This is a genomic window from Pseudomonas sp. PDM22, assembly GCF_014851965.1.
Classification (GTDB): Bacteria; Pseudomonadota; Gammaproteobacteria; order Pseudomonadales; family Pseudomonadaceae; genus Pseudomonas.
This window is the reverse complement of the sequence record NZ_JACVAR010000067.1, coordinates 1-255: the sequence shown is the minus strand read 5'-3', so window position 1 is coordinate 255 and position 255 is coordinate 1. Positions and strand designations below refer to the sequence as shown.

Below are 255 nucleotides of genomic sequence, written 5' to 3'. Positions count from 1 at the left end.
CCGGCACGTCGGGACGGAAGCAGACCTGCTCGTCGTAGGGGATGGCTTCGAATTGCACTTCGAAGCTGCGGTCGCGGGCGGCGCTGCTGTGCAGGCGGACGATCACCGCGCCCGGTGCGAAGTGCTTGTCCACGCCGTCGAGCTTGAGTATCTGCCCGGGTAGCAGCGCGGGGCTGCTGGTGTGGCCGGTCAGGCGCGTGCGTTCGTTGAGGTAGCGTTCGTGGGCGAGGCGCGCGTAAAAGTAGCCGCTCTCGC

General features: G+C 67.8%; 1 pseudogene. It reads right to left on the bottom strand.

The annotated features are described in order from the left end of the window. Positions 1 to 255, bottom strand: a pseudogene (locus IB255_RS31395) (type VI secretion system tip protein VgrG); the annotation flags it as partial.